The organism is Bradyrhizobium sp. WYCCWR15520 (assembly GCF_056174665.1).
Genome location: NZ_JBWBWM010000140.1, coordinates 1 through 1,572 on the forward strand (window position 1 = coordinate 1; position 1,572 = coordinate 1,572).

General features: G+C 52.4%; 1 protein-coding gene. It reads left to right on the forward strand.

Annotated features, from left to right (window positions below; genetic code table 11):
- Positions 1–98: 98 nt before the first annotated feature.
- Positions 99–1,547, forward strand: coding sequence for an IS4 family transposase (locus AC0QUY_RS42525; protein ID WP_161851829.1), 1,449 nt, complete (start codon positions 99–101; stop codon positions 1,545–1,547).
- The last annotated feature ends 25 nt before the right edge of the window (positions 1,548–1,572 follow it).

A 1,572-nucleotide genomic window follows, 5' to 3' on the forward strand; every position in this document is an offset into this window, starting at 1 on the left:
TACCCACATTTTTTTGAGGTGCACTGAGCCGAAAAACTTGAGTCGCTAGAATCGCTTGTGATTCTTTGATGGGCACCTGATTCGAGAAGAGGTGCTCTATGGGACTGACTTCACGCGCCCGGGATGAGAAGGCGCATCGGTCGGCGTCTGACGCGGTGACCTGGTTTGACCGTGAAGCTGCGCTGTGCGAATTCCAGGACGCTCGGCTTGGCGAGAGATTTCGCATGCTGCTGAAGCAGATTGGTGGAGACGTCGGCCAGAGCATTCCTATGGTTTGCCAAGACTGGGCGAATACCAAGGCGGCCTATCGTTTCTTCTCCAATGAACGAGTAAGCGAGGCCGACATCCTGTCTGGTCATTTTAAATCGACGCGGGAACGCATCGCGGCTGCGAAGGGACCTGTTCTTGTTCTGCATGATACGACCGAATTCACCTATCAAAGGGAGCGCCCGGATCTGATCGGGATGATTAAGCGCATCCCCAAAAGCTACTCTCGAAGATTGGACGGAAAACCCCAAACGTACACGACATGCGGAATATTGATGCATTCGAGCCTTGCGGTGACCCTCGATGGGCTTCCACTGGGGCTCAGCGCTGTGAAGTTCTGGACCAGAAAGAAATTCAGAGGGGTCGCTGCGCTCAGGCGCGAGGTCAACCTGACACGGATCCCCATTGAAACCAAGGAGAGCATTCGGTGGCTGGAGAACCTCAAGCAATCCACGGAGCTTTTCGAGAAGCCATCGCAATGCATCCATATCGGTGATCGTGAGGCCGATATTTATGAATTGTTTTGCGCCGCCCAAGAGGTTGGAACGCATTTCTTGGTAAGGACCTGTGTCAATCGCCTGGCAGGCGATGGCGATCATACCGTTGCAACGATAATGGATGAGGTCTTGGTCAAAGGTCTCCACCGGATCGAAGTCCAGGATAGCAAGGGCAATCCAGATCAGGCTGTTCTTGAAATCCGGTATCGCAAAATCCGTATTCTGCCACCGATAGGCAAGCAGTCGCGGTATCCAGCTTTGACTTTGACGGTGATCCACGCTGATGAAAGAGGAGCGCCAAAGAACAGAAAAAAGATTGAATGGAAACTCCTGACCGATCTTCCGGTGCAATCGCGCGGGGATGCGATCGAGAAACTCGAATGGTATTCCCTGCGATGGAAGATCGAGGTCTTCCACAAGATACTCAAATCCGGCTGTAGGGCAGAGGACTCGCAACTGCGGACTGCTCAGCGATTGACGAATCTGATCTCGGTATTCTGCGTTGTGAGCTGGCGCATTTTTTGGATGACGATGCTCAATCGTTCAGCGCCAAATGCTTCACCGGAATTTGTGCTGACCAAAGCTGAAATCCAATTGCTTGATCGGCTCGTCAAAGACAAGAATCCAGTCAGCACACAACGAAAAACATTGTCGCATTATCTCATCAAGATCGCCAGGCTCGGCGGCTATCTCGCCCGCGCCAACGATCCGCCACCAGGGAATCTGATCATGTGGCGCGGATTATCGCGATTCATCGATATCGCAACGGGAGCAAAACTCTGACTCAAAAATGTGGGTAATCGTAAGC

Bases quoted from the DNA above. Each gene is read 5' to 3' on its own strand.
- AC0QUY_RS42525 (WP_161851829.1), top strand. From the start codon at position 99: ATGGGACTGACTTCACGCGCCCGGGATGAGAAGGCGCATCGGTCGGCG.